Genomic DNA, 21,092 nt, shown 5'->3' on the forward strand with positions numbered 1-21,092 from the left:
CCGGCGCGTTACGCGCTACGCGTTACCCGTTAATTTCCCGGGGGTGCGCGCAGTGCCGCGCCCGCCCCGGCGTGCTGTCACTCGGCCTGGATGCCAGCCGCCTGCACGATGCGGCGGTACTTATCCGTTTCCGCGGAGATGAACTCGGCAAATGATGCGGGGCTGCCGCCGACGATCCGGTAGCCGGCCTCGGTCAGGCGCGCCTGCACATCGGGCTGGCGCAGCACCTGGCCGATTTCGCGGTTCAGCAGATCGACCACTTCCGGCGGCGTCTTTGCGGGCGCCAACAGGCCCGACCAGACGCCCATGTCGACCGATTCCAGCCCGCGCGTTTCGCTGACCGTGGGCACCTGCGGCATCGCAGTGGCGCGGCGCTTTTCGCTGAGCGCGATGGCGCGCATGCCGCCGGACTTCACATGGGCCTGGGCGCCGGACAGGGTCACCACCGCCAGGTCCAGTTGCTTGCCCAGCAGGTCGTTGATGATGGGAGCCGCGCCCTTGTAGGGCACGTGGAACAGTTTCACCTTGGCGTCGAGATTGATCAGTTCGCCCATCAGGTGCTGGGGCGTGCCGACGCCGGCAGTGCCGTAGTTCAGCTTGCCGGGGTTGGCCCGGGCCAGCGCCAGCACCTCGTCCATGGTGCGCGCGGACAGACTGTTGCTGCCGACCAGGACCAGGGGCTGGGTGCCGACCAGCGCCACCGGCGCAAGGTCGCGCTGGCCGTCGTAGCGGATCTTCGGATTGGTCAGGCGCGCGATCGACACTTCGCTGCCGGAGCCCAGCAGCAGCGTATAGCCATCGGGCGCGGCAGCCACCACCTTGGCGGCGCCAATGGTGCCGCTGGCGCCGCCGACGTTCTCCACCACCACCGGCTGCTTCAACCGCGTCGACAGCTTCGCGGCAACGGTGCGGGCGACGAAATCGGCGGCGCCACCGGCCGCGTAAGGCACCACGATCACCACCGGCTTGGCGGGGAAATCGGCAGCGAGCGCGGGCGCGCACAAGGTCGCGAAAACGGCACACGCGGCCAGCCATTGCTTCACAAACATGGGGATATCTCCTGAAAAAACGCCGCGTACGGCAAAGGGCACGACTACGGCAAAGGGCACGACAACAGATTCAATGAAGGGCGCCGTAACCGATAGCGGCGTGCGGTCCCGGGGGCGGCGCGGCGGCCATCCGCTCGATCGGCAGGGTGGGAAAGCCGGTCGATGGGCTGGTGGCCGCGTTGTCGGGAATGCGCGCAACCGCGCGCGCACTCCCGATGCGTACCCCGTCCAGGGCCCGCGCCACTTCCCACGATGCGTTGATGCGTTGATGCGTTGATGCTGTCGGCGCCGAAGGGCCGGAAGCCCGTTACAGCGCGCTCATCGCTCGCACCCTCAGGCAGCGCCGCGGCCAAAGCCGCCGCCGCCCGGGGTGTGGATTTCGAACACATCCCCCGGCTGCATCTCCGCCTGGCCAATATGGTCCAGCGGCTCGACGCGGCCATCGGCCCGCACCACCCGGTTGATACCCGGCGCGCCGGCCTGCCCCCCGGCCATGCCGAAGGCACCATGGTGGCGGCCGTTGGACAGGATGCTGGCGGTCATCGGCTCCAGGAAACGCACCCGGCGCACGCCGCCGTTGCCGCCCTTCCAGCGGCCGGCGCCGCCCGAACCCTCGCGGATGCGGTAGCCCTCCAGCCGGACCGGGAAGCGGAACTCCAGCACTTCCGGGTCGGTCAGGCGCGAGTTGGTCATATGGGTCTGCACCACGCTGCTGCCGTGGAAGCCGCCCGCCAGCTGGCCGGTCTCGTCATGGAACCCGCCCGCGCCGCTGCCGCCCGAGATGGTCTCGTAGTACTGGTAGCGCGCGTTGCCGAACGTGAAATTGTTCATCGTGCACTGCCCCGCCGCCATCAGCCCCAGCGCGCCGTACAGCGCATTGGTGATACAGGAGGAGGTCTCCACATTGCCCGCCACCACCGAAGCCGGCGGATTGGGATTGAGCATCGAGCCCGGCGGAATGACCACCTGCAGGGGTTTCAGGCAGCCGGCGTTGAGCGGGATATCGTCCTGCACCAGCGTACGGAAGACATAAAGCACGGCCGCCATGCACACCGCGCGCGGCGCATTGAAGTTATTGGCCTGCTGGGCACTGGTGCCGGTGAAGTCGATCACGGCGCTGCGCGCGGCGGCATCCACCCGCACCGACACGCGGATCTGCGCGCCGTTGTCCAGCGGCAGCGTAAACTCGCCGTCGCGCAGCCGCGTGATGACCCGCCGCACCGATTCCTCGGCGTTGTCCTGCACATGGCGCATATAGGCCTGCACCACGTCGAGCCCGAACTCGTCCACCATGCGGCGCAGTTCCTGCGCACCCTTCTCGTTGGCTGCCACCTGCGCGCGCAGGTCGGCCATGTTCTGCTGCGGATTGCGCGACGGATATTCGCCGCTGCGCAGCAGGGCCAGCATCTCGCTCTCGCGCAGCCGGCCTGCCTCGACCAGCTTGAAGTTCTGGATCTGCACGCCCTCCTCTTCGATGCGCGTCGAGAACGGCGGCATCGATCCCGGCGTGGTGCCGCCGATATCGGCGTGGTGCCCGCGCGATCCCACATAGAAGGTGGGCTCGGCGCCTTCGCCCACGTACACCGGCGTGATGACGGTGATGTCGGGCAGGTGCGTGCCACCGTGGTAGGGGTCGTTCAGCACGTAGACATCGCCCGGGCGCATGCGCCCGGCGTTGCCGTCGATCACCGCCTTGATGCTCTCGCCCATCGAACCCAGGTGCACCGGCATATGCGGCGCATTCGCAATCAGGTTGCCGGCGGCGTCGAACAGGGCGCAGCTGAAATCCAGCCGCTCCTTGATGTTGACCGAATAGGCGGTGTTCTGCAGTTGCAGCCCCATCTGCTCGGCGATGTTCATGAAGAGGTTGTTGAACACCTCCAGCAGCACCGGGTCCACCGTGGTGCCGGCGGCGGTCAGCGCCGGCCGCGCCATCGTGCGTTCGAGCATCAGGTGGTCCAGCGCCGTCAGGCTGGCCTGCCAGCCGGGCTCGACCACGGTGGTGGCGTTCTTCTCGGCGATGATGGCCGGGCCGGCCAGCACATCGCCCGGCCGCATGTCCTCGCGCACCACCAGCGCGGCGTCCTGCCACGCCGGCGCGCCGTCGGTGCCCGCGGTGAACATCGGCACGGTGCCGCGCCGCGGCACCTCGCGCACCGGATGCAGCGGGTGCGCGCGTTCGGCCGGCGCATCGCCCGGCACCACGGCCTCGACCGACACCGCCTCGACCACGAGGCCCTTGCCCTGCATCAGGAAGGCGAAGCGCTGGCGGTAAGCCGATTCGAAACCCCGCACGATTTCGTCCAGATCGCCGTGCGGCACTACCAGGGCTGCGTCGCTGCCTTCGTAGCGCACGTGCACGCGCCGGTGCACCGCTACCGGCGCATCCCCCGCCGCCTGACGCCGCAACTCGGTCTGCGCGGCCTCGGCCAGTTGCCCCAGGGCCGCGTCGATCGCGGGCAACGCCGCCGCGTCGAGGCGGGTTTCCACCGCCTGCTCGCGGATCACGTTCTGGTCGGCCAGGCCCATGCCATAGGCCGACAGCACGCCCGCCAGCGGGTGCACGAACACGCGCGTCATGCCCAGCGCATCGGCCACCAGGCAGGCATGCTGGCCGCCCGCGCCGCCGAAGCACTGCAGCGTGTAGCGCGTCACGTCATAGCCGCGCGCCACCGAGATCTTCTTGATGGCGTTCGCCATCTGCTGCACCGCGATCTGGATAAAGCCGTGCGCCACCTCCTCGGCCTCGCGGCCGCTCTCGCGCGCCAGCGTGCCGAAACGCTCGCGCACCACCTCCGCGTCGAGTGGCTGGTCGGCGCCGTGGCCAAACACGTGCGGGAACCAGGCCGGCTGGATCTTGCCCAGCATCACGTTGGCATCGGTGACCGCCAGCGGCCCGCCGCGCCGATAGCTGGCCGGGCCGGGGTTGGCCCCCGCGCTTTCCGGCCCCACGCGGAAGCGCGCGCCGTCGAAGGTCAGGAGCGAACCGCCGCCGGCCGCCACGGTGTGGATGCTCATCATCGGCGCGCGCATGCGCACGCCCGCCACCTGCGTCTCGAACTCGCGCTCGAATTCTCCCGCGTAGTGGCTGACATCGGTCGAGGTACCGCCCATGTCGAAGCCGATCACGCGCGCCTGGTCCGCCAGCCCCGCGGTACGCGCCATGCCGACGATACCGCCAGCCGGACCGGACAGGATGGCGTCCTTGCCCTGGAACGCCTGCGCATCGGTCAGGCCGCCGGAGGACTGCATGAACAGCAGCCGCACGCCTGGCATCTCGCCGGCCACCTGATCCACGTAGCGGCGCAGGATCGGCGACAGGTAGGCATCGACCACGGTGGTATCGCCACGGCTGACGAACTTCATCATCGGGCTGGTCTCGTGCGAGGTGCTGACCTGGGTGAAGCCGACCTCGCGTGCCAGGCGCGCCGCGGCCTGCTCGTGGGCGGCATAGCGGTAGCCGTGCATGAAGACGATGGCCGCGCTGCGCAGCCCGGCATCGTAGGCGGCCCAGAGCCGCTCGCGCAGGTGGTCCTGGTCCAGCGGCTCGACGACATCGCCGTGCGCGCCGATGCGCTCCTGGGCCTCGATCACGCGGCTGTACAGCAGTTCCGGCAGCACGATATGGCGATCGAACAGCCGCGGCCGGTTCTGGTAGGCGATGCGCAGCCCGTCGCGGAAGCCGCGCGTGGTGATCAGCAGCGTCGGTTCGCCCTTGCGTTCCAGCAAGGCATTGGTGGCCACCGTGGTGCCCATCTTCACGCATTCGACCAGGTCCGCCGTCACCGGCTCGCCCGACGCCAGGCCCAGCAGGTGGCGGATGCCGGCCACCGCCGCGTCGCGGTACTGCTCCGGGTTTTCCGACAGCAGCTTGTGTGTGACGAGGGTACCGTCGGGACGGCGCCCCACCACATCGGTGAAGGTGCCTCCACGGTCGATCCAGAACTGCCAGCGGGGAAGGATTGCGTTTGCCATGATGTGTGCCAGTACGAGTGGAAATGCCCGTGCAGTATATCCACGATTTGTCGATAAATTGGCAACGTTTTGCACCATTTGAACCGGGGGATTTCCCTAGGTAGCGGATGCGGACCGGGCAGGCGGCGATTTCCGACGCGCCCTGCAGATCGGAGAGAATGCGCAGCCATGCCCGCCTGCCCGCTTGGCTGGCCGGCACCGGCCGCGGTACGCAGCCGGTGGCCGCCATCGCCATCCGGCTCTCGGACGGCGGCGAGGTCAAGGTGCCCGCGCTGGTCGTGCATCACGATGCAGGACGGCTGCAAGCTCTGCCCGTTCAGCGAAGTACAGGGACTGATGGACAAGCTCGCCAGGACGCCGGAGGCCGGCCCGCAACAACTTGAGCGGCCCTTGCGAAGCCCAGGTGTATCGCGCCTTTATGCGGCTTCATGCGGCAGGTGGTGCAGGCTGCGGCGAGATGGATCGGGGGCGCGCCGCGCGAGCTTGCCGGTGCACCAGGTTTGATCCGATGCGCGAACACCTTTGCACGATTTTTTCGCTATGCGTCCAATACGCGCACAACAGCAAGAATTCGAACACGGTGTATGACAATTCCGTGACAGCGCCGCGCGAATTCGAAAAAAACGCCTTGCCGGCTGCGCGGGACCAGGTGCTAGGATAAGCAAGTGACCTCCTCGGCGGAGCATGCACCGGCGCATTCCCCGTTCTCCGTTACTCGTTACCCGTTCCCGATCCGCCGGCACGGAGGTTGCGATATGACTGGATCCCTGTTCTTTCGGAACACGTGGCGCCAAGCCACCCTCGCATGCGCGCTCGCGGGCTTTGCACTCGCTGCGCACGCTGGCGACATCACCGGCGCAGGGTCCACCTTCGTCTATCCCTTGCTGGTCAAATGGGCGGCCACGTATCACACCAAGACAGGCCAGGAGGTGAACTACCAGCCCACGGGTTCGGGCAACGGCATCCGGCAGATCAAGGCAGCCAATGTCACCTTCGGTGCCTCGGACATGCCCCTCAAGCCGGATGAATTGCGCGCTGCCGGGCTGGCGCAGTTTCCGCTGGTGATCGGCGGCGTGGTGCCGATTGTGAACCTGGACGGCGTCGCGGCGGGCCAGATTCGCTTTACCGGCCAGTTGCTGGCGGATATCTACCTCGGCAAGATCGCCAGCTGGAACGACCCCGCCATCAGCGCAATCAACCCCGGCATTCACTTCCCCGACCAAAAGATCCTGGTCGTGCATCGCAGTGACAGTTCGGGAACGACGTTCAACTGGGCCGACTATCTGTCCAAGGTCAGCGGCGAATGGAAGAACAGCGTGGGCGCCGGCACGATAGTCAAATGGCCCGCCGGCGTCGGGGCCAGCGGCAACGAGGGTGTGGCCACTTATATCAAGAATGTCAAAGGGGCGATTGGCTATGTCGAACTGACTTACGCCCTGCAACGCAAACTGCCTTACGCAGTAATGCAAAACAGAGACGGCGCGTACGTCAGCCCTTCACGCGAGAGTTTCAGCGCGGCGGTGGCATCCGTTAACTGGACCCAGCAAACGGATTTCTACCAGGTCATCACGGACGCGCCCGGCACGCAGGCGTGGCCCATTGCCGGCGCCGTGTTTGTGATCATGCCGAAAATCCCGAAGGATCAGGCAAGCGCACAGGGTGCGCTGGCATTCTTCAAATGGGCACTCAACGACGGGCAGGCCGACGCCGCTGCGGAGCACTATGTGGCGCTGCCACCCGGACTGGTCAAGCAGATCGAAACCTATTGGCGCGACAACTTCAAGTAAGCGTGGCAAGTCACGCAAGCGGGCAAGGGGATGCGCCCGATGCGCCGGTCAATGCTCGGTACTGCCGGCCCTGGAACTCCAGTCGGTGTGATCGGACAGATAGTGCCTGTAGGCGTACTCGACCTCGGCATCGGCGTCCTCATGCGCCTGCAGCGGATTGTCCCAGCATCTGGTGCACGTGTGCCGCGAGGAGGCCGCCGGCTGTACGCCCGCCGTGAATGTCACAAAGCCCCGGTAACGCCCCCATGGCAGTTCCTCGACGGAAGTGACGATAAAAAGATCGCCGCGCTGGTATGTCGCCATGACTGCGCTCCTGCATGCTGAAAAGGGAAATTCATTCTAGCAGCGGCGCATGGGATCACAACCCCGGTATTGTTCTTCGCTGATGCAAGTCAATATGCGGCGTAGCCCGGATCACGCGCCGTCCCTGTCGGGCGTTCATGGGTGCCGCCGCATTCACTACCCTCGGAGCCTGGGGGCGCACCCTGGCATGTGCCTGACACCCGCCCGCTGGCTGGCACGACTGTCCTGGAACCGTACGGTGAGCAGTCATGACCGCGACACCGACGTGATCCTGGGCGGTATTGGCTATCGTTTTTGACACGACCGAAGATCGCACCGCTTGCTTCTCCTGTTCCGCAATCCGCACCCTACCGCGAACAGCCACGGCAAACCATACTGGTTATCGAAAGCGAAAGGTGATCCGGCATTGCCGCGACTCACTATGCTGCATATTCGAAATGCAAACCCTATGCTTGACATCCTCCCCTGCCTAAAGGCAAAGGATTCCTACGGCTTCTGAGACGACGATCGCCATCTCAGATCGCTTCGGTGGGTTCCTGCTTCACGGAGCGGCCCGACTGCACCGGCTCTCCACAGGCTGCAACGCGGTGTCCCCGCGCCAAAACGTTAATCGCGCCGACCACATCGGCGTTTTCCTCAAAGCTGCACGCCTCGCACGCGAACTCGGCCTGCGTCCTGCGATTTTCGGGCGAGACATGGCCGCAGCACGGACAGGTCCGGCTCGTGTTTTGCGGCGGCACCGCGATGAGCCAACCGCCATTCCACGCCAGCTTGTAGTCCAGCTGCCTGCGGAACTCGAACCAGCCTTGGTCGAGAATGGCTCTGTTCAGGCCTGACTTGGCCCGAACATTCTTGCCCGGCGCTTCGGTGCTGCCTGCCGCTGACTTGGACATATTCTTCACCTGCAGGTCCTCGATGCATACCATCGCGTGGTTTTTGCTGATCGTGGTCGTGGCTTTGTGCAGGTAGTCGCGGCGGGCGTTGCCGATGCGGGCGTGAATACGCTGGACACGGGCCTTAGCCTTCTTCCAGTTGTTGCGGAACTTCGTCTTCCGGCTCATCGCTTGCTGCGCTCGGCGCAGTGCCGCCTCGTGCCGCTTAAAGCTGTTGAGCGGCGCGAGGTACGTGCCATCGCTGAGCGTAGCGAAACGGGCAATGCCCATGTCAATGCCGATAGCACTGTTGGCCTGCGGCACCGGCTGCTCCACTTCCCGCTCGGTCTGGACCGATACGAACCACTTGCCACCCGACTGGCTTACCGTGGCGTTTTTGACCGTGCCCAACACATCCCGGCAGTTGCGATAGCGCAGCCAGCCCAGTTTCGGCAGGAAGATTCGTCCGTTAGCCTGGTCGAGCTTGATCTGCTTCGAGTCGGGGTAGCGGAAGCTGTCGCGCTGCCCTTTCTTCTTGAAACACGGGAATGCCGCGCGCTTGCCGAAGAAGTTCTTGTAGGCTCGCTCCAAATTCTTGAGCGCATGTTGCAGCGGGTGAACCGGGGAGTCCTTGAGCCAAGGTGTTTCCGTTCCGTTGCGCCACTCGGTCAGGCGTTTCGCCATTTCGACGTAGCCGATGAACTTGCCGCCCGATTCGTAGTTCTCCTTCTGCAACGCCAGCGCTTTGTTGAACACGAAGCGGCACGATCCGGCGAAGCGGCGCATGTCGCGCTGCTGCTCGCCGTTAGGCATCAGTTCGTATTTGAAGGCCTGGAGTCGTTGCATCGGGCCATTATAAACTTGGCCCATGCGAGAGAACCAAGACATTCGGCACGGCAGGCATGGCGTTTTCCTGATGCACGTGCATTTGGTCTTCGTGACCAAGTATCGGCGCAATGTGTTCACCAAGGAGATCATCGATGACATGCGCGGCATCTTTGCCAGCGTCTGCCTGGATTTCGAATCTGAACTGGCGGAGTTCGACGGCGAGGACGACCATGCCCACTTGCTGATGAACTATCCGCCCAAGGTCTCAGTATCATCCTTGGTAAACGGCCTGAAGAGCGTATCCAGCCGTGTGATTCGACAAAAGGGATACCCCAGTATCCGCAAGAAGCTATGGGGCGGCGCACTCTGGTCGCCGTCCTACTTCGCTGGCAGCTGTGGCGGTGCACCTATCGAGATCGTGCGGCAATACATCGAACAGCAGAAAACGCCGCACTGATCTCAGCATTGGACGCCTACGGCGTCCGCGCTATCCTTCCCCGCCCTGAAGAGGCTGTCGCAAAAGGTACAAATCGAAACAATTCAGCTTTGTAAGTGCTTGAATTGTCCGGAAAAAAAAGCCGGCGTGCTCGGCTGTGTACCCTTTTGCGACAACCTCTTTAGGCAGGGGAGGACGTCAACACAGCTCCTGATCGAAGCGGCCACCTCGGCCTTGAGATTCAACATAGTCGATGGCCGCATGGGGCTGCAAGCGTGCGATTGGCGGCGCGATTGGCAACGCGTGTTGTAGTGCACTTTGTCTGGCGCCGCCAAGCTGCGGTGCGTACGAAGTACCGTATCGATGTCATGCGCCGCGCAGCCATCGTCGTGCGCTGCGGCTAAACGGCCTGCCAGCCATCATCCATCGCCGCCCTCCCCCTCCCCCTCATCGTCCTGCGCGGCCAACTCGCTCAGCACCAGCGTTTCATGCGAGAGCACGGCCGCCAGCGAAAGCAGATGGCTCTGCGTCTCTTCGGTGATGTTGCACAAGGAGCCGCCGGCAGCGTTCTCGACAGCCACCGAAAGCAGCGCGTTGAGTTGCGCGGTTTTCTCGGCGGCGAGGCTTAGCGGGCTTTCGGAAGGGGCGTGGGCCGTGAGGAAGGTGTCACGCCCGGCGCGTTGGGCGGTGATGCTGTAGTGCGGATACCTATGCATCGGGCGCCCTCCGTTGGGGGGCGCGCAGGCGCTGGCAGGGAATGGATGGCTTGGGAGGTGCGATTTGCCCGGGATGGGCGAGCGAAGGCTGGGGCATGGGTGTGCCTCCTTTTTCACGCGAATTCGACTCCGCTCCCCGCTGCTAATCGGGGTGGGCGGGCGCAAGGCGAGGTTAGCAGACCGGGAAAAAGGAACCGGCGAGCCCGAAGGCTCCCCCGCCCAAGCCCGCCCGTAGGGGCGCACAAAGGCGTGACGGACAAAAAAAGCCGCCTGATGGCGGATTGTCCACCTTTTTCCGCGGGCTGCTAAACCCGGTCGCTGTGGTTGCAACGACCTGCGCAGTATAACGGCACAAAGTACGCTCCAAACCACCCGCTACAAAAAGTCACACTGCTACACCATCCGCTGGCAAAAAGCACCAAATCGACGTTTTCCAACCCTTTCCGTGCTGCAACCGCGCCCCTAGGCCAGCCGTTTCGCCAGTTCGGCGCCGTGGGCAAAGCCCGCCTTCTCCGCCGCGTCCGCCGTGGGGAACAGGTCCGTCACCTTGGACGATTCCAGCAACGTCCCGGCGGCCCGGATGTTCGTGCCCGGGCGGCAGACCCGCACCGTGTACTCCCAGACCGTGGGCGTTCTCGGCCGCACCTGCACTTGTACTTCATGGGTCTCGAAAACCCGCTTCTTCCACGCGTATTCTTTGATCATGGCTGTCTCTGCCTTTTATTGGAGAACCGCAACTTAACCGGGCGAACACTAGTCGTTCAAGCGCGCATCGCAAGCGCCATGGCGGTTGCGGGCTACCGTTGCGTTCTAACCATCATCGTATCAAAACACGCAATGTCTGCTCATCTCGTGCATTCCCGGCTTGTATTTTTGCCAATTGCGCAACACATGGCGCGGCAGCGCCGGGCATGCCAGGCACTGGACAATCTGCCGGCGGGCAATCATTCTATGTGCCCCGCCCGCCCAAGCGGGCGCCAGCCAGATTGCACCATGACGCTCCCTACCCTGCTGCTCTTCCTCTTTGCCTCGGCCGTGACCATTGCCACGCCCGGCCCGACCGTGCTGCTGGCCCTGAACAACGGCTCCAGGCATGGCGTACGCAAGGCGTGCTGGGGCATGGCCGGGGCGCTGGCCGCCGATGTCATCCTGGTCGTCACCGTGGCCGCAGGGCTTGGCGCCGTGATCGCCGCGTCCGAGGTTGCCTTCGAGGCGATCAAGTGGTTTGGCGCCGCCTACCTGGCGTATGTGGGGTGGAAGATGCTGCGCTCAGGCAAGGCGGCGCAGACGGTACCGGAGACGACACCGAAGACGACACCGGATTGCGCTGCCACCCGCACGCCGGCTGCGGTGCGCGGCCGCGTCCTGTTCTCGCGCAGTTTCCTGGTGGCGCTGACCAATCCCAAGGCGCTGCTATTTATCTCGGCCTTCCTGCCCCAGTTCATCGATACGAGCGCGGCGCTGCTGCCGCAGTACGCCATCCTGACGCTGGCCCAATGCCTGCTGAACCTGGCCGTCATGCTGGTGTACGCGGCGCTGGGCGCGCGCATCGTGCACGCCTTTCGTGGCGACGGCATGCGCTGGCTGAACCGGCTGTCGGGCGGCACGCTGATTGCGCTGGCAGGCGGGCTGGCGTTCTACCGCCGCGCGCAAGCCTGAAGCACGCAGCACCGCTGCCGCACTATCGCGCCCTATCGGGCCAAAAAGGGCCAATCCATCATGCCGAAGCCCCAGATCCTGACCTATATCGACGCCGGCACCTCCGACGGAACCTCACGCCTGATGCGGATGATCGGGCAGCAGTTGCTTCCCGGTGCGTACGAGATCCGGGCGGTGATGGCCGACGACATCCGGTAAGACGAGACGCTCTTCGATGATGCCGTGATGTTTGTCATGCCGGGCGGTGCGGACCTGCCTTATTGCGCCGCCCTGAACGGCGCGCCCAACGCGCGCATCCGGCGCTTTGTCGAAGAAGGCGGCGCCTACCTGGGCATCTGCGCGGGCGCGTACTACGCCTGCAGGGAACTCGCGTTCCATGCCGGCACCGAAGGCGCTATCTGCGGCCCGCGCGAACTGAGCTTTGTGGATGCCGTCGCGGTTGGCTGCTTGCCCGAACTCACCCGGGGCGTCGCTTATGACGCAACGCCGCGCAGCACCGCTGCGGCAGAAATACGCACCACCCATCGCCTGACCCATGCCCCGATCACGCTGTATGCGCACTACCACGGCGGCTGCCGCTTCGACTTCGGCGAGGCAACAAACCACGCGGCGCAGATCCTGGCCGTGTACACGGGCCTGGAAGGCACCCCGCCCGCCATCGTGAGCGCTCCCGTGGGCAAGGGCTGCGCCATCCTCACAGGCATCCACCTGGAAATCTCGGAGCGCGAGTGCAATGACGCCCTGCGCGGGCACAGCGACATGACGGCGCACCTGCACGTTTGCCGCAAGCTGGCGCAAACGGGAGAAGCCCGGCGGGCGGTGTTCCGGCACTTGCTGGCGCATGCGGGGTTGATGCTGGGCTGACTGGCTGCCCCCATTCAGAAAATCGAATGCCCGCTCAACGTGGTCAGCCACTCCAGCGCTTGCACCCCGGCCAGCGAATTGCCGCTGTGGTCCAGCCCCGGTGACCAGACGCACACGGCCCACCTGCCGGGCAGCACCGCCACGATGCCGCCGCCCACGCCGCTCTTGGCCGGCAAACCCACCCGGTAGACAAAATCGCCCGCGGCATCGTAGGTGCCGCAGGTGAGCATCAGGGCCGAAAGCCGCTTGGCAGGGCTGGCGCCTAGCACGCGCTCGCCGCTCCATGGCACCACGCCGCCGTGCGCAAGGAACAGCGCCGCGCGTGCCAGGTCTTCGCAGGTCATGGCAATGGCGCACTGGCGGCAATAGGCGTCGATGACTTTGTCCACCGGCATATCCAGCCGGCCAAAATCCTTCATGAAGTAAGCCATGGCGCGATTGCGGTCCGCGTGCTCGCGCTCGGACTGCGCCACCTTCGGGTCATAGTCGATGGCCGGGTTATTGCTGAGGCGGCGGATGAACTGCACCAGCGCGGTCTCCGCCTGGACGAAGCGGCTGCACAGTACGTCCGTCACCACCAGCGCGCCGGCGTTGATAAAGGGGTTGCGCGGCTTGCCTTGCTCGTACTCCAGCTGCACCAGCGAGTTAAAGGCATTGCCCGAAGGCTCTCGCCCTACCCGCTGCCACAGGTCCTCCCCCAGCAACTGGAAAGCCAGCGTGCAGGCGAACAGCTTGGAAATGCTCTGGATCGAAAACGGCACCGCAGCGTCGCCCACGCAATGGCTGCGGCCATCGGCAAACACCAGCGCCATGCCGAAACGCGTGGCGGGCACCTTGCTCAGTTCGGGGATGTAGTCCGCCACCCGCCCCTGGCCAAGCAGGGGCGCGATGTCGCGGTGGATGCGTTGGAGGATGTGTGCGTAGTCCATGCCGGGGGTCGCCGAGCCGCTCTGTTCCGGGCCGCCGCGGGCCGGACAACATCCGGGCCGCCAGCGGGTTCCGCGTATCGTACAACGAGACATGGCCCGGCGCGGTGCCCCGACGGCATCGTTACAGGGCCCGGCGTGCACCGCCCGCAGCGCCTGTGCCGAATCGGCGCCGGGCAAATATCTCCGCAAGCCCGGCCGGATGTTTCGCGCGATGGGCGCCGCTGCCCCCTAATCCTCGGCCTTACGCCGCCACCCGCCGGCCCCGGTCCAGCGAGGCCGACACACCGACCGCCAGCAATGCCAGCGCGGCCACCGCTGCGCCCAGCCAGGGCAGTTGTGTCAGCGGCAGGCCCGCGCTGATCATCAACCCGCCCAGCCACGCACCGGTGGCGTTACCCAGGTTGAAGGCGCCCTGGTTCAGTGTGGAAGCCAGGTTGGGCGCGCCCTTGGCCTTGTCGAGTACGCGCACCTGCGTGGCGGGCACCACCGCAAAGCTCACCATGCCCCAGACAAACAGCGTGAACAGCGTCGGCACCGGGAAATGGCTGGTCCACGAGAACACCAGTTGCACCACCGCCACCGCCGCCAGCAGGCTGGCAAGCGCCGGCATCAGCTTCCAGTCGGCCAGCTTGCCGCCGGCCAGGCCGCCCACCGTGATGCCTGCGCCGAACAGCAGCAGCACCATGCTTTCCTGCTGCGCGGTGAAGCCGGTCACGTCGCGCAGGATGTAGGCGATATACGTAAACACCGTGAACATGCTGACCGAAGCCAGCGTGCTGATCAGCAACGCAAGCTGGACCTGGGCCGCGCCGATCGAGCGGAATTCGCGCAGGATGCTGCCCGCCTGCATCGGAATGGCCTTTGGCAGCCATGCCACCAGCGCCGTGGCGGCGGCCACGCCGATCACGGTGACAGCCCAGAACGTGGAGCGCCAGCCCATCAGGTGGCCGAAGGCGGTGCCAAACGGCACGCCCAGCACATTGGCCACAGTCAGGCCGGTGAACATCAGCGCGACAGCCTGCGCGCGCTTCTCGCGCGGGACCAGTTCGGCGGCCACCACCGCGCCAATGCCGAAAAAGGCGGCATGGCAGAACGCCGTAACCACGCGCGCAGCCATCAGCAGTGCATAGTTGGGCGCCAGCGCGCACAACGCATTGCCTAGGATGAACAAGCCCATCAACCCGACCAGCGCGGTCTTGCGCGGCCACCTGGCGGTGAGGATGGCGAGGATGGGCGCGCCCACGGCCACGCCGATGGCATAGCCGGAAACCAGCATGCCGGCAGCCGGCGCGGAGACGCCTAGATCGGCGGCGACATCGGGCAACAGCCCCATGATGACGAATTCGGTGGTGCCAATGCCAAAGGCCGCGGCAGCCAGCGCGAGTAGCGGTAATCGCATGATGTTGTTATTGAAGGACGAGAGAGACCGGCGAAGCTTGCGCGCCCGGCGGAGATGGACGTTGCGCACGCCGCGGCGAAAAGGACAGCACGCCGCGTGTATGTGAAAGGCGCTTTGCGGCGCGCCGGCACGATTGCGCAAGTCCGGCATTCTGCGCCAATTTCGCGCGGGACGTTGGCCGCCCCGCTAAAGACCTTGTGCCCGAAGCGGTCACAAGGTGACCGGCTACGCAGTACTACTCAGCGGTTTCGCCTGTGCATTTCCGTCGACCGCGCAGTACTACGCAAAGCCGCCTCAAAAGAACACGCTGCGGATCAGCGGTGCCGCCAACACGCTGACCAGCCCGGCGATCATCATCACCAGCGATGCCACCACGCCCTGCACTTCGCCAAGCTGGCGCGCCTTGGCCGTACCGGCGCCGTGCGCGGCGGCGCCAAAGATGGCGCCCTGCGCCAGCCGGCTGCGTACCGAAGGCAGGCAGGCCAGCACGGCCTCGCCGATGGCCATGCCCGTCAGCCCGGTGATCACGACAAAGATCGCGGCCAGATCAGGCGGGCCGCCCAGCGCGCGCACCGCATCCACGGCGAACGGCGTCGTCACCGAACGCACCGCCAGGCCCTTCTGCAGCATCACCGACAAGCCGAAACCGCGCGCCAGCCAGACCGAACTGAACACCGAGGTCAGCACCGCAGCCAGCACGCCGAGCGAAATCGAAAGCCAGTGCTGGCGCACCAGCTTGCGGTGATCGTAGATCGGCAACGCGAAAGCGATGGTGGCCGGGCCGAGCAGCCACATCAGCCAGCGCGTGTCCGCGATGTAGTCGCGATAGGGAATATGGGCAGCCAGCACCAGCGCGATCAGCACCACGGGCGTAGCCAGCAGCGGCATCAGCCACAGGCGGGCGCGGCGCGCATAGAGACGCTTGTTGAAGTAATAGAAGGCAACGGTAGCCACCAGGCTCAGCGCCGCCAGCGCGGTGTCATGCATGACGCTGCTGCCCGTTGCGGGTGGCGTTGCTCGCGCGGCGCGCCAGCCTTAGCTCCAGCCGGTACACCTGTTCCACCACCAGTGCCGTCACCACCATCACCGCCAGCGTGCTCAGGGCGATCACCGCGCAGATGCGCCAACCCTGGTGCCTGACCAGTTCGGGATACTGCACCACCGCCAGCACCGCCGGGATAAAGAACAGCAGCATCTCGCCCAGCAGCCAGTCCGCGCCGCGCCGCACCCAGCCGCCGCGCACCGCGCCGCTGAACAGCAGCGCAGCCAGCGCCAGCAGCCCGAGCAGACCCGCCGGCAACGGCAGCCCGAGGCGCGCGCGCAGCCAGTCCGCCAGCAACCACAGCGCCGACAGCGCCGCCACCTGGGTGAGCCCGATCGCGCCCGCACGCAGGCGGCCAAAGGCCGGCATCGGCGGCGGTACGGATGAGGCGGCGGCCGGGGTGGAGGGGACAGCGCTTTGCATGGTTTGAGTCGGTCTATTGCGCCAGGGACGAAGTGGCAGTGACGCTAGTGTACGGAGAGCCATTCGATATATAAAATGAATATAAATTATTGAATTGATGCCAGACAGGAATGGCAAATCCGGCATCGCACATCCCATCGGAGGCAGCATGGATATCCGGGCCCTGCGTTACTTCGTGGAAGTCGTCCGCCAGAACGGCTTCACCCGCGCCGCCGAAACCCTGCACGTTACCCAGCCCACCATCAGCAAGATGGTCAAGAGCCTGGAAGACGAACTGGGCGGCCCGCTGCTGCTGCGCGAAGGCCGCACGGTGCGGTTGACCGACGCCGGCGAGGTTGTGTTCGCGCGCAGCCAGGCGGTGCTGGCCGAAGTGGCGCGGCTGCGCCAGGAGGTGGCCGAGGTGGACGGCATGGCGCGCGGCGAACTGAAGGTAGGCATTCCCCCCATGGCCGGGCGTTACCTTGCCCCGGTAATCGGTGCCTATCGCCGCCAGTACCCCGGCGTGAAGCTGCGGCTGGGCGAGCAAGGCGGACGCGCACTGGAAGAAGGCGTGGCCGCGGGCGAACTGGACCTGGGCGTGACGGTGCTGCCCGCCGCCGTGGCGGGCCTGGCCAGCCTGACCGTGACACGCCAGGCGCTGGTCGCGGTGTTTCCCGGCGAGCGCGCGCCGCGCAAGGCCGGCCCGGTCCGGCTGGCGGATCTGGCTGGTCTGCCCTTTGTGATGTATGAAGATGACTTTGTGCTCTACCGGGTCATCCTGGACGCTTGCGAGGCTGCTGGTTTTACGCCGCAGATTGCGGGGCAGAGCCGGCATTGGGACTTTATCGGGGAACTGGTGGCGGCCGATGTGGGCGTGGCAATCTTGCCGGCGCCGATAGCGGGCCAGCTGGATCCGGCACGCGTGGCGATCCGGCCGTTGGTTGCGCCGCAGTTGACGTGGGAGTTGGGGCTGGTCTGGCGGGAAGGCTATTTGTCGCGCGCTGCGCGGGCCTGGCTGGCTTGTTGCGAACAGGCCTTCGGCACTGCCCGCAGATCCGTCTGACCTGATGCGCGGCCAATTTGCGTGCGGCCAGCTTGCGCGGCGCAGGCGAAGGAGGCGATGCCCTGGTCGTGGTGCCATCGACCAATGGTGGTCGACCCAGATTGGACAACCGGGCTACGCAACAGCATTTTGTTCGTCCTGCCGACTGGTACTCCGTGGGACATGCTGATGCCTGGACCTAGAGGAAGGATGGCAACTGCGCCTGGCAAAAATCCAGATAGGACCGGACGATTGCGGACGGATGACGATGCGAGGGATATAGCAAGTTGAGTTCCTGCACAGGCAAGGGGTGTTCTGGCAGCAGGGTCACAAGATTCTTCTCCCGAATGGCGCTGGCAGCCATGAATGGGGGAAGTTCTGTAACGACCTCACCGGCAAGCGCCCGGCTGCGCAGGTGCGCATAGTCATTTGCGGACAGTACCGCCGCGGGGCTATGTTCGGACGAACCCAGGCGCCAGACAGTTGGAGCATTCGAGCCCTGGTTCCATACCGCGCAGGGAAAGCGATGCAAAGCCTCGGGCGTCTCCGGCATGCCAAGACGCTCGACAAGGGCCGGACTTGCGACCAGGACATGACGATAGGACAGGACGCGCCGCGCGACCATGGTCTCGTGTGCAATTGTCCCAACGCGCAGCGCAACGTCGATGCCATCCTCGACGAGATCGACACGCCGGTCGGTCGTGAAAATATGCAGGCGGATATCGGGACACTGGCGTTGAAATGCCGCAAGCAGGTCCCACCAGGGTTCGAATGACGGCGGTAGCGATAGCCTCAGCCGTCCCTTGAGGCGTGTCTGGTCGCTCATGACGGCCTGCTCCGCCTCCAGCAGGGCCTCGATGCCACGACTGGCGTGCTCATAGAGGCGCGCCCCGGCATCCGTGAGCCTGGTTCCACGCACTGAACGCTCCAACAACTGCACGTTCAATTGCCGCTCCAGTTCCCGAAGCCGCCGGCTTAGTGTTGGCAGCGGTACGCCCATGCGACTTGCAGCGGCGGAGAGACTCCCCGCCAGCACCACTTCCACAAACATCTCCACGGCGTTGAGGTCCATGCCTTACCTCTCAAAAATGAGAGGAATGTTACCAAAATCAACGGTTTTCTTCCGACATTGAATAGGCGAAAGTTGCTTCCAGGCGCTGGCCCCCCTGGCCAGCATCTTCAACTGAATCAGGAGCTACGCACATGTCAAAGATCCGGCATTCCCGTCTTACAAGCCCGTCACCCCGCCACTGAAGAGAGACCAGCCATGAAAGCCTATGTCATCGAACAAGCAGGCGGCCCCGAAGTCCTGCAAATGCGTGAGATTGCATCCCCGGAGCCAGCGGCGGACGAAGTTCGGATTCGCGTGCGCGCATTTGGTTTGAATCGCGCCGAAGCCTATCTGCGGGCCGGGAAAATGGGGCCGATCACCGCGCCACGCGTGCCAGGCATCGAAGCCGTCGGCGAGATCGTCGACGATCCCGCGGGCGTGTTTCGCACCGGTCAGCGCGTCGCCACGGCCATGGGCGGCATGCAGTTCACGCGAGGTGGCAGCTACGCCGAACAGATAACCGTGTTGCGCAGCAATGTCATTGCCCTGGACAACATCTCCCTGACATGGGAGGAGCTTGCAGCACTACCCGAAGCCTATCTGACCGCATGGGGTGCGCTGGAGAAGAGCCTTGCTGTCGAACGTGGTCAAACGTTGCTGATACGCGGCGCCACGTCGTCCGTCGGCCTAGCAGCGCTCACCTACGCCAAGGCGCTCGGCCTGAATGTCATTGCCACCACCCGCTCGCAGGCGAATGCAGGGCGCCTGCGGGAAGCCGGCGCTGACAAAGTGGTCGTCGATTCCGGCGAAATCGCAGCCGATGTCCGCCAGCTCGCACCGGAAGGCGTGGATGCGGCGCTGGAAGTCGTCGGCGCCACAACGCTGCGTGATACGGTCAAGACCCTGCGGCCGTTCGGGGCGGTCAGTGTTATCGGCTTGTTAGGGGGGCCGCCTGCCCTGGAGTCGTTTCACCTGATGCAAGACCTTCCCGCCGCAGTGCGCCTCAACTTTTTCCCGAGCGGCCTGCTGGGCACTGCCGCCTTGCCGCTGTCGGATTCACCGCTGCCATGGATTGCGCAGGATCTCGCCAAAGGTCTCATCCCATCGACGCATGCCAGGACGTTCGATTTCGATGAAGTCCGCCAGGCCCACAGCCTGATGGAGAGCAACCGGGCCCTCGGCAAGCTCGTCGTGCGACTTTAATCCGGACCGATTCCGAGGACAGCATCATGCGTAACATACTTCGTGTCCCGTTGGCTGCGGTTGCAGCGTCCATGCTGTTGCAGCCTGCTGCCCAGGGAGCCACGCCGGCATGGGATGCCGCAGTGAGTACGGCCATATCCGGACAGCTCGCTCGTTACGAGCAGGCGCTGAACAGTGCCGACATCGATCGGATCATGTCGCTCTATGCCCGCGACCCGGTATTCATGCCGCAAAACGGTTCGCCGGCCGTGGGCCGCGAGGCGGTCCGGCGCGCTTATGGGCATGTCTTCGACTCGATCAAGCTCAATGTGCGCTTCGAGGTCGATGAGATCCGCCTGCTATCGGATGAGTGGGCCTATGCACGTACCCGCTCACGCGGCACCGTGACGCGGCTGGGCAATGCAGTCCCGCCCGGGCCCGAAGCCAACCAGGAATTGTTCCTGCTGCGTCGCGAAGCCGATGGTCAGTGGCGATTCGCACGCTACATCTTCTCGACCACCAACCCGCCGGCCCAACCAGACTGAGCGACCGTGGCCACCTGCGCCCGGCCCGGCGGCGGGTGGCCTTTTGCAGCTTGCCGGCTCATAACCGGTCTACCTCAGCGTGAACACCGGGGGGACTTTACCCTGACCGGAGCGCTGCAAATGCCCGTGAAGCGCGCCAGGTTGCGGCGAATGCCCCGCCGCGCAACCCGGCGCCTTGCGGTTTCCGTGAGCGTCACAAGGAGAATCTCATGACAAAGGCACGAATGAACATCGTACTGGTGCATGGCGCCTGGGGCGATGCCTCGCATTGGAGAGAGGTTATCCCCTTGCTTCACGCCAGGGGTTACCACGTTGCAGCGGTGCAGAATCCGCTGACCGGGCTGGCGGACGATATCGACCGCACGTCCCGGCTGATAGCGGCGCAGGACGGGCCGACATTGCTGGTGGGGCATTCGTATGGCGGCGCAGTCATCACCGGCGCGGGCCATGCACCCAATGTGGTGGGACTTGTCTATGTCGCGGCATTCGCGCCGGACGAGGGCGAAAGCCTCGGGAGCATCTTTGCGCGCCAGGCGCCTCCTCCGGGGGGCGCCCATATCCGGCCTGACAAGGATGGCTTCCTCTGGCTCGATCCCGAAGCATTCCAGCAAAGCTTCGGTGACGACCTCAGCGACGTCGATGCGTTGGTGATGGCGGTCACGCAGAAGCCCATTGCCGGACGGTGTTTCGAAGACAAATCGGGCCCCCCGGCTTGGAAGACGAAGCCAAGCTGGTACCAGGTGTCGGCCAACGACCGCATGATTCCCCCGGAGGCAGAGCGCTGGATGGCAGTGCGAATGAAGCCAAGAAGGACAATCACACTCGACGCCAGCCACGCTTCCCTGGCCTCGCATGCGAAAGAAGTCGCCGAACTGATTGACGAAGCCGCCCGTTCGCAGGCGTCAGACCAGGGTTGACAAAGCCATGTCATCGGGAGGCGGCAAGGAGGCGTTGAGACGGCCCCGTCCTAACGAAAGAGACCCTGCAGGCAGGACTTCCACCCTGCCTGCA

Annotated in this window: 20 protein-coding genes; 9 read left to right on the forward strand and 11 right to left on the reverse strand. The window is 65.2% G+C overall.

Features of this window, described 5'->3' with window-relative positions; genetic code table 11:
• Positions 1 to 77: 77 nt before the first annotated feature.
• Both CF70_RS02540 and CF70_RS02545 read right to left on the reverse strand, forming a co-directional pair.
• Positions 78 to 1,049: a Bug family tripartite tricarboxylate transporter substrate binding protein gene (locus tag CF70_RS02540; protein WP_152561669.1), complete on the reverse strand. Its 972-nt coding sequence runs from the start codon at positions 1,047 to 1,049 to the stop codon at positions 78 to 80.
• A 333-nt stretch (positions 1,050 to 1,382) separates the two neighbouring features.
• On the reverse strand, positions 1,383 to 5,024 hold the full coding sequence (locus tag CF70_RS02545) for a hydantoinase B/oxoprolinase family protein (RefSeq protein ID WP_035859887.1): 3,642 nt from the start codon (positions 5,022 to 5,024) through the stop codon (positions 1,383 to 1,385).
• 755 nt (positions 5,025 to 5,779) lie between these two features.
• Here CF70_RS02545 and pstS point away from each other — a divergent pair.
• Positions 5,780 to 6,811 (forward strand): phosphate ABC transporter substrate-binding protein PstS, encoded by a 1,032-nt coding sequence (pstS, locus tag CF70_RS02555; RefSeq protein WP_051647996.1) that lies wholly within the window; start codon positions 5,780 to 5,782, stop codon positions 6,809 to 6,811.
• Positions 6,812 to 6,859: 48 nt separating this feature from the next.
• Here the strand turns inward: pstS and CF70_RS02560 are convergent, their stop codons facing one another.
• Positions 6,860 to 7,114 carry a hypothetical protein gene (locus CF70_RS02560; RefSeq protein WP_035859893.1) on the reverse strand — a complete coding sequence of 85 codons (255 nt, stop codon included), beginning with the start codon at positions 7,112 to 7,114 and terminating at the stop codon, positions 6,860 to 6,862.
• Between the two features lie 515 nt (positions 7,115 to 7,629).
• Positions 7,630 to 8,832: an RNA-guided endonuclease InsQ/TnpB family protein gene (locus CF70_RS02565; protein ID WP_035859994.1), complete on the reverse strand. Its 1,203-nt coding sequence runs from the start codon at positions 8,830 to 8,832 to the stop codon at positions 7,630 to 7,632.
• A 22-nt stretch (positions 8,833 to 8,854) separates the two neighbouring features.
• Between CF70_RS02565 and tnpA the strand changes: the two genes are divergently transcribed.
• A complete protein-coding gene (gene tnpA, locus CF70_RS02570) occupies positions 8,855 to 9,271 on the forward strand; it encodes an IS200/IS605 family transposase (protein WP_035859896.1) in 417 nt (138 codons plus the stop codon).
• A gap of 398 nt (positions 9,272 to 9,669) precedes the next feature.
• Here tnpA and CF70_RS02575 read toward each other — a convergent pair whose 3' ends face one another.
• A complete protein-coding gene (locus tag CF70_RS02575) occupies positions 9,670 to 9,966 on the reverse strand; it encodes a hypothetical protein (protein ID WP_035859900.1) in 297 nt (98 codons plus the stop codon).
• A 462-nt stretch (positions 9,967 to 10,428) separates the two neighbouring features.
• The gene (locus tag CF70_RS02580; RefSeq protein ID WP_035859902.1) at positions 10,429 to 10,671 is read right to left on the reverse strand and encodes a hypothetical protein; all 243 of its coding nucleotides are present in this window, start codon (positions 10,669 to 10,671) and stop codon (positions 10,429 to 10,431) included.
• A gap of 288 nt (positions 10,672 to 10,959) precedes the next feature.
• Here CF70_RS02580 and CF70_RS02585 point away from each other — a divergent pair, with 288 nt between their 5' ends.
• From CF70_RS02585 to CF70_RS02590, 3 genes are read left to right on the forward strand one after another with little or no spacing between them, the layout of a single operon-like run.
• Positions 10,960 to 11,625, forward strand: coding sequence for a LysE family translocator (locus CF70_RS02585; protein ID WP_035859905.1), 666 nt, complete (start codon positions 10,960 to 10,962; stop codon positions 11,623 to 11,625).
• A 60-nt stretch (positions 11,626 to 11,685) separates the two neighbouring features.
• On the forward strand, positions 11,686 to 11,823 hold the full coding sequence (locus CF70_RS37265) for a hypothetical protein (protein ID WP_235184859.1): 138 nt from the start codon (positions 11,686 to 11,688) through the stop codon (positions 11,821 to 11,823).
• 27 nt (positions 11,824 to 11,850) lie between these two features.
• On the forward strand, positions 11,851 to 12,489 hold the full coding sequence (locus tag CF70_RS02590; RefSeq protein WP_235184861.1) for a BPL-N domain-containing protein: 639 nt from the start codon (positions 11,851 to 11,853) through the stop codon (positions 12,487 to 12,489).
• A gap of 14 nt (positions 12,490 to 12,503) precedes the next feature.
• Here the strand turns inward: CF70_RS02590 and CF70_RS02595 are convergent, their stop codons facing one another.
• The 4 genes from CF70_RS02595 to CF70_RS02610 form a co-directional block, all read right to left on the reverse strand.
• Complete coding sequence (locus CF70_RS02595) at positions 12,504 to 13,418, reverse strand: glutaminase (protein WP_035859907.1); 915 nt, start codon at positions 13,416 to 13,418, stop codon at positions 12,504 to 12,506.
• Between the two features lie 241 nt (positions 13,419 to 13,659).
• Positions 13,660 to 14,817: an MFS transporter gene (locus CF70_RS02600; protein WP_035859996.1), complete on the reverse strand. Its 1,158-nt coding sequence runs from the start codon at positions 14,815 to 14,817 to the stop codon at positions 13,660 to 13,662.
• A 294-nt stretch (positions 14,818 to 15,111) separates the two neighbouring features.
• Complete coding sequence (locus CF70_RS02605) at positions 15,112 to 15,804, reverse strand: LrgB family protein (RefSeq protein ID WP_035859910.1); 693 nt, start codon at positions 15,802 to 15,804, stop codon at positions 15,112 to 15,114.
• Complete coding sequence (locus tag CF70_RS02610) at positions 15,797 to 16,282, reverse strand: CidA/LrgA family protein (protein ID WP_346430200.1); 486 nt, start codon at positions 16,280 to 16,282, stop codon at positions 15,797 to 15,799. The genes CF70_RS02605 and CF70_RS02610 overlap by 8 nt, the downstream gene beginning before the upstream one ends.
• 148 nt (positions 16,283 to 16,430) lie before the next feature.
• On the opposite strand from CF70_RS02610, the gene CF70_RS02615 reads away from it, so the two are divergent.
• Positions 16,431 to 17,324, forward strand: coding sequence for a LysR family transcriptional regulator (locus CF70_RS02615; protein ID WP_035859999.1), 894 nt, complete (start codon positions 16,431 to 16,433; stop codon positions 17,322 to 17,324).
• A gap of 178 nt (positions 17,325 to 17,502) precedes the next feature.
• On the opposite strand, the gene CF70_RS02620 is transcribed toward CF70_RS02615, so the two are convergent.
• Entirely contained in the window at positions 17,503 to 18,375 is an 873-nt protein-coding gene (locus CF70_RS02620) for a LysR family transcriptional regulator (protein WP_035859912.1), read from the reverse strand.
• Between the two features lie 195 nt (positions 18,376 to 18,570).
• On the opposite strand from CF70_RS02620, the gene CF70_RS02625 reads away from it, so the two are divergent.
• The 3 genes from CF70_RS02625 (at position 18,571) to CF70_RS02635 (ending at position 20,998) form a co-directional block, all read left to right on the forward strand.
• A complete protein-coding gene (locus CF70_RS02625) occupies positions 18,571 to 19,557 on the forward strand; it encodes a zinc-binding dehydrogenase (protein ID WP_035859915.1) in 987 nt (328 codons plus the stop codon).
• A 26-nt stretch (positions 19,558 to 19,583) separates the two neighbouring features.
• Positions 19,584 to 20,081 carry a YybH family protein gene (locus CF70_RS02630; RefSeq protein WP_035859918.1) on the forward strand — a complete coding sequence of 166 codons (498 nt, stop codon included), beginning with the start codon at positions 19,584 to 19,586 and terminating at the stop codon, positions 20,079 to 20,081.
• A gap of 209 nt (positions 20,082 to 20,290) precedes the next feature.
• Complete coding sequence (locus CF70_RS02635; RefSeq protein ID WP_035859921.1) at positions 20,291 to 20,998, forward strand: alpha/beta hydrolase; 708 nt, start codon at positions 20,291 to 20,293, stop codon at positions 20,996 to 20,998.
• Positions 20,999 to 21,092 lie beyond the last annotated feature (94 nt).

The sequence above is a fragment of the Cupriavidus sp. SK-3 genome, assembly GCF_000611145.1.
GTDB lineage: Bacteria > Pseudomonadota > Gammaproteobacteria > Burkholderiales > Burkholderiaceae > Cupriavidus.